Raw genomic sequence first — 7,349 nt, 5'->3', positions numbered from 1 at the left:
CCGGCATATATGATAACACCTAAAAATCCAGAGATTGCAAATTGAGTTAAATCTATGTGTTCTTTAAATACATCAAACCCTTCTTTCATATAATGAATTCCAAGGAAAAAGAATCCAAGACCTGCTAAAACATTTCCAATTCCTTTTAAAGATGCCTTTTTTTGAAATGAAAAAATGAGTCCAAAAATTAACATAGGCATTGCCAATGTAGAAATTTTTATTTTTAATCCAAATCCCGCAACCAGCCAAGCCGTAGCAGTTGTACCAATATTTGCTCCAAAAATTAAACCAAGCCCACCAGATAAGCTTATTAATCCAGCGCTTATAAATGATATTGTAATTACTGAAACGAGAGAACTAGATTGTATTAAAGCTGTAACTAAAGCTCCTGCAGAAATACTTTTGTAAAGATTATTAGTTGCATTTTTAAGAAAATCTTTTAAAGGACCCTTTGTAAAAACTTTAAAGCCTTCCTCTAGCAAAACCATTCCAAAAAGTAAAATAGCTACACCTGCAGTTATTGTTTCAAAATTTGGATTGAAATATAAAATTATTCCAAGCGCAATTAATATAAGTACAAACAAAAGTCTTTTTATCATAAATAAAACTTAAACGAAAATTTCAAAAAATAGTTTAATGCTGTTTAGTTGTAAACTTACTGTAAATAATTTATAAAAAAAAGCCTTCAAAATTTGAAGGCTTTAAAATATTTAAAATTTTAACAACTATTTTGCTGCTTTTTCCTGCATATGAAAATCGTGAAATAGTTGCAATAAACTCATTACTGCAGAAATTAAATCTTTAGTTTCTAGTAATATTCCAAAATATAATGATGAGTTTTTAGGACTACTTTCTTCGGTTCTAATTCTGGCAATTTGCTTATCAATAGATTCAGAAACATAATCGAATATTTCCTGTTTTGCATCGATAATATTAGATAAATCATCAAAATCTTTTTCAGTAAAATCTTTTTCAATTTTATCAAAAAGCACTTTTAACTTATCATTAATGACGCTTAAATCTTTTATAGATGAAGGTTTTAATTGTTTATGATTGTTATTTACGTGTTTGTAACTTGTAGTAGAAATATATTCTATAGATTGGGTTATATCTTGTAAATAACCTAATATTAAAATATAAAATCTACTGGCTTTTACAGAAGAATCATCTAAAGATTTAATAAAGTAGAATACATCTTCTCTTAATTCGTTCACCTCTTTATTTAACTTTCTTACGTGTTTTTCGGTTTTAGAAAGCTTCTTTAAATCGTGAGTTGCTAAATCATCAACAACATTTGTATATAATTTATTTACACGTTTCACAACTTCTGCAATATGATCTGAACTTTCATTTACAACTTCATTAATGGTAATTAATTCAGCACGCTCCATGTAACGTTTTTCTTTTTTCTCTTTTTGTTTTTTAGCATGGCTTAGGAAACTTCTTACTAATAAAAATCCAACTAAAATAAGTAATAATGCAATTGCAATTCCTCCTCCTATGTGAATTAAGTATGTAAATGTACCTGCGGCAACAAAAGCGATAATAGCAGTAGAGAACCATCCTAAAATTACATTAACTACCCCAGCAACTCTATAAACAGCACTTTCTCTGTCCCAAGCTCGATCAGCTAATGAAGTACCCATTGCTACCATAAAAGTTACATAAGTTGTTGATAATGGCAATTTATAAGAAGTTGCAATTGATATTAAAATACCGGCAACCATTAAATTTACAGAAGCTCTAATCAAATCAAAAGCTGGAAGCTCATATGATTTGTCTTTTGGTAATTCTACAGCAGGTTTTTGAAATTGATAATCAATTTTTTTTGCTACTGAGGCAGGTAACATAAAGTTAATAGCTTTGCTTATATTTACAGAACCTCTTACAATGGAACGGGAGAAAAAGTTTGCTTGAAATTTTTCGTGTCCATCACCTTGTCTTGCAAGTCCAATTTCAGTATCAGCAACTGTGCGGGCTTTTTTAGAAAACCATAAAGTTACAACCATAATACCACCAGCAATAAATAATAACAAAGATTCTGTTGGTACTTTTTTAGCTAAATCGCCCATAGCAAATGCAGATGCATCTACACCACTTACACTCCAAGCTTCATAGGAATGCATTGCAGCCATTGGAACCCCAATAAAGTTTACCAAATCATTACCAGCAAATGCCAGTGCTAAACCAAAAGTTCCTATTATAATTACTAAAATAAGTATGTTCTTTTTGAAGATAGTAGTGTACAATTGTGATATAACTGTCCAGAATACAAAACTACCAATTAAGATATATAATTCATTACCTTCTAAATGCCCCTCTAAATCTGAATAAAAAGGAGTTCCTTTTAAACCTTTCATAAAGATAAAATAGGTTATTGCTGTGAGCGCAAACCCACCAAAAATAGCCCCAAAATATTTCATTTGTTTTTGATAATGAAACGAAAAAATTAATCGAGAAACAAATTGAACAAATGCACCTACAGAGAATGCAACCACCACGGAGAGTAGTATTCCTGAAATTATTAATAAAGCTTTATCTGAATTTATATAATTTCCTAAATTTGCAAATGTTTGTGTGTCTGAGGCACTTATTTTAATTAAAGCCATTGCAACTGCAGCTCCTAACAATTCAAATACAATAGATACCGTTGTAGATGTAGGCATTCCTAAGGTATTAAATAAATCGAGTAGAATAACATCTGTTATCATTACAGCCAGGAAAATAATCATAATCTCATCGAAATAAAATTCGGCTGGATTAAAAATTCCTTTTCTTGCAACTTCCATCATACCACTTGAAAATACAGCGCCGAAGAAGATTCCAAAACTAGCAACTATCATTATAGTTTTTAAAGACACGGCTTTAGAACCGATTGCAGAATTTAAAAAATTAACTGCATCATTACTTACTCCAACTACCAAATCGATAACTGCTAAAACAGTAAGTGCGACAAGCATTAAAATGTAAATGTTTTCCATATGTTTTTTTTAACGATGCAAAAATACTTTCAATTAATACATCAAATATTAAATTAATGTTACCAAAGTTAACTTAATGTTAACTTAATGTTAAGAACAATCTTAAGTTTTTGTGAAAAAATTTTAAAATCAATTTAAATTTACTAACTTTTTTTGATTAGATTGACTTAAAAGTGAAGTTTTTAGCATTCTAATTTTGAGGGTACAATTGTTACTGCAAAATATTATAGTTGAAATGAATGTGACTCACCAAAGCAAAAAGCTTTATCGTGTATCTTCATTAAAAAACGCAATTAGAATTTTAGTGAGTTCTTCTGGCTTGTCTTCTTGTATAAAATGGTTGGATTCTAAAGTGTAATGTGTCTGATTTTTTGCCCCAATAATGTTTTGTTGTAAGATGCTATCTTTTCCTTTCCACATTAAATCCTGATTATTTCCCCAAATTGTAATAAATGGTTTTGAAAATAATTTTAGTTTTTTATACAGGTTTTTATTTATAATAGCTTCGGAATCGTTAATTTGAGTAGGAATTAAAGAAGGAAATTTCCGAACAGCATTGTAATCAGATTGAAGTTTAAAAGGTTTATTATAAGCTGTTTTTATGGTGTCTGGTAATTTTGTGTTTGTTCCCCAATCCATAATATTTCCAGGTGAAAATGTAGCATCGTTTTTGGCGTAATTTACAAACCCGATAAAGCTTTCTGGAATGTTTTCGTTTCCTTCAAATAAATAACTATAAGAAACGGCAACTTTATTGAACAGTGTTGATTTTTCAGCAACAATTCTTAATGAAATCATTCCTCCCCAATCGTGTGCAAACAAATTTATGTTTTTTAATTTTAGAGTATCTATAAAATTATGTAACCATTTTGTATGATTTGAATACGTTATAATAGCGGCATTTTTTGGTTTGTCTGAATATCCAAAACCTACAAGATCGGGTATAATTACTCTAAAGTTTTGTTTCACTAGGTTTGGTGCTATATTTCTATAAATAAAAGAATTGTTGGGTTCACCATGTAACAATAGAATAATTGGATTGTTACTATTTCCCAAATCTAAATATGCCATATTAATTCCTTCATCAACTTGAACAAATTGATATTGATCTGCACTAAAGAAATGAAGTTTTAAAGATTCTTGACTACTTTTAGTTTCTTTTTTACACGCTAAAAGTAGTGTGCTAAAGGAAATAATTAATGCGATATAAATTATAATTCTATGTGCCATTATTATAATTGTTAATTGTGCAAATTATTTAAAATAAGACACTGTATATATTTTGAAAAGTGTTAGTTAGAATATTTTATTCTGAAGTGTTGAATTCTTGCTCATAAAATAAATTTATTGCAATTATTAACCTGACAGGCTTGTCATCATAATCTGATTCCGTCATAGATTCTAATAGACCTTGTGCTAAAATTTGTGGACTTATTTCACCAATATCTCTGACAGCTAATAGATACTCTTCGATAAAAATATTTTTTTGATTTTTTAACAAACAATCTACATATGCTCCTTTTGGATTGGTAATATAAAAATCTTTCGGAATTTCTGCTGTATCAATCTCGGTATTTTCCAAGTTGGTTTTTGCTTGAATTTCGTATGAATCGTCTTCATAATATGCTGCGGAATATTTAGTCCAAATTTTATCAAATACACTAGAATTTTTCAATTTATCTAAAAGATTATTCGGTGAATTTTTTACGAAGCCGGTTGGTTCGTTTAACTCACTTATATCTTTTAAATAAAGTTTGTATTTTATTCCAATTGGCTCTTTTGGGTAAAGTTCACTTAAATTAGATTCAAACTGAGTACAAGTCTCATTTAAAATTGCTATTTCATTTTCTGAAAAGCAATTGTTTAAAATGTTACCATAATCAATTTTTTTGTTAGTGTTGTTACAACTTAAACTTGTAATTGAAATTAAAATAAGGATCGCAATTTTTTTCATAATTTGTTTTTATATGATTTGTATTATAAGATAATCTGAGATTTTTCAGACATAGCAAATCGTTAGTTAAATGTTTATAGGTTTGTTATTTTATTTAAAAGTAAGCATAAATTTTATGAGTTGTTAGCTTCAGTATTTTTTAATCATAAAAATTTATTATGATGTTAATTTATAACATTATCAATTTAAGTCCAATCTGCCAAATTCACTAGATTTTTTTATAGTATGGTGTACTTCTTTTATTTAAAGACAGAAATAGTATCCCACCCATTAAAGTTCCATAAATGTCTTTCCAATCAAATATTCCACGAGGCAAATAGGGCTGCAATATTTCGTAAATAATATATCCAATCACAATAAATCTAATTACACGAAATACTTTTTTTCTTGGTGAGTTTAATATTGCTAATGTGAAAAATATTTGAACTATTATTCCTCCCAAATTCCCAATACTATCAGCAATTCCATAATTATGAATGTTGTTTGCGGAAATAAATGGTCTATAAATATTTCTCCCTATTTTTTGTCAAAAAGAAAAACAATATTGCAATCACGAAATAAATAATCCTTTTGTTATCAATCTTTTTTATGGATGCTTTAGTTGCAAAAAGTTGTATTATTATCCATTTCTTGGCTTCTTATTAGCTCTTTTGGAATTTCTTATTTTTGCTTTTCAACAACAAGAATATAATCAATTTTTGCGGTTGCCCCCATTAGTTGAAAAGTTGGACGAACATTAGGAATTATTGAAACAACTTCTCCATCAAGTTTATTTAAATATTGTTCTAATTTTTCTTGCATGTTGTCATTTTTGACTTCAATTCTATGTACTCGGTATCTCATATTATACATTTTATTGATAAAGTTCTTCTATATGTCATATAGCTTCTTAAATCCTAGTGTAGTAGTTTTTTTAACGAAATTAATCATTATAAATACTAAAAAATAGGCAAATTAAAAAGGAATGTTTTTTACTTTAAATATAAGAAAAAATAGAATAATTTTTTTCCACTAGGTACTAATTTTTTTAGAGAACATTTAAAAAAAAGAGCCTCATTTTAAAAAATGAGACTCAATTATTGGGTTGACTATTTAATCGTTTTACTAACCACTGTAAATAGCTTATTTAAGAACAAAATATTAATTGTTCAAATATCACTATTTATAGTGATATTTTTGTTGTTGTTAAAATTTCTTATTCACAAGATATTAACATTTTGCACGTATTTATTCTACGATCCGCACATTTCACAATCGTCTGGATTGTTTTGTGATGCAATTAACATAGCTTTTAATTCTTCTGGGCTTAGTGGTGTTTCCTCAACTTTCTTTTCTTTAGAAACTGTAAATTGTGTTGCATTTACGGCACTTTTTGTTCTTAAATAATACATTCCAGTTTTTAAACCACTTTTCCAGGCGTAAAAATGCATAGATGTTAGTTTAGAGTAATTTGCATCTTGCATAAATAAGTTTAACGACTGTGATTGATCTATAAAATAACCTCTTTGGCGCGACATATCTATAATATCTTTCATACTCATTTCCCAAACAGTTTTATACAACTCTTTTAAGTCTTGAGGAATAACATCTATATGTTGAATAGATCCATTAGCACGCATAATATTTTCTTTCATTTCATTATTCCACAGGTCTAATTCTACCAAATCTTCCAGTAAATGTTTGTTTACAACAATATATTCACCACTTAAAACTCTTCGTGTATAAATATTAGAAGTATAAGGCTCAAAAGCTTCATTATTTCCTAATATTTGCGAAGTGGATGCCGTTGGCATTGGTGCAACCAAAAGTGAATTTCTAACACCGTTTTCTAATACTTGTTTTCTAAGCGCTTTCCAATCCCAGCGTCCGCTTAAATCATCTTCTGAAACATTCCACATATTAAATTGAAATTCTCCTTGTGACATTGGTGAACCTTTGTACGTAGAATAGGGTTCTTTCGCTTTTGCAATTTCCATTGAAGAAGTTACGGCTGCAAAATAAATAGTTTCAAAAATTTCTTCGTTTAATTTTTTAGCTTCATCACTTGTAAAAGGCATCCGCAACATAATAAAAGCATCTGCCAATCCTTGAATTCCTAAACCAATAGGTCTGTGACGGAAGTTAGAATTTTCTGCTTCTTTTACAGGATAATAGTTACGATCTATAACTGTATCTAAATTACGCGTAATCTTTTTTGTGACTTTATAAAGTTTTTGATGGTTGAAAAATTTCTCACCTTCTTTATTTTCTTCTACAAACATTGGAATTGCAATAGATGCCAAGTTACACACTGCAACTTCATCATTTGCAGTATATTCCATTATTTCTGTACATAAATTTGAAGAACGAATGGTTCCTAAATTCTTTTGATTCGATTTTCTGTTTGCTGCATCTTTATACAACATATACGGATT

The 7,349-nt window shown here is 28.8% G+C and carries 6 protein-coding genes; all 6 read right to left on the bottom strand.

Features of this window, described 5'->3' with window-relative positions; all coding sequences use genetic code 11:
* On the bottom strand, window positions 1–599 hold a 599-nt coding region (locus AB1Z17_RS03845; RefSeq protein WP_368050478.1), incomplete at its 3' end, for a Na/Pi symporter.
* Window positions 600–725: 126 nt separating this feature from the next.
* Window positions 726–2,981, bottom strand: a complete 2,256-nt coding sequence (locus AB1Z17_RS03840; protein WP_368050477.1) for an inorganic phosphate transporter — start codon at window positions 2,979–2,981, stop codon at window positions 726–728.
* A 264-nt stretch (window positions 2,982–3,245) separates the two neighbouring features.
* Window positions 3,246–4,211, bottom strand: a complete 966-nt coding sequence (locus AB1Z17_RS03835; RefSeq protein WP_368050476.1) for an alpha/beta fold hydrolase — start codon at window positions 4,209–4,211, stop codon at window positions 3,246–3,248.
* A 76-nt stretch (window positions 4,212–4,287) separates the two neighbouring features.
* A complete protein-coding gene (locus AB1Z17_RS03830) occupies window positions 4,288–4,935 on the bottom strand; it encodes a hypothetical protein (protein ID WP_368050475.1) in 648 nt (215 codons plus the stop codon).
* Window positions 4,936–5,595: 660 nt separating this feature from the next.
* On the bottom strand, window positions 5,596–5,778 hold the full coding sequence (locus AB1Z17_RS03825) for a hypothetical protein (RefSeq protein ID WP_368050474.1): 183 nt from the start codon (window positions 5,776–5,778) through the stop codon (window positions 5,596–5,598).
* Between the two features lie 389 nt (window positions 5,779–6,167).
* On the bottom strand, window positions 6,168–7,349 hold a 1,182-nt coding region (locus AB1Z17_RS03820), incomplete at its 5' end, for a ribonucleoside-diphosphate reductase subunit alpha (RefSeq protein ID WP_368050473.1).

Origin of the sequence: Lutibacter sp. (genome assembly GCF_040883305.1) — a bacterium.
In the GTDB taxonomy this organism is placed as follows: domain Bacteria; phylum Bacteroidota; class Bacteroidia; order Flavobacteriales; family Flavobacteriaceae; genus Lutibacter.
This window is presented reverse-complemented; position numbering and strand designations above follow the sequence as displayed.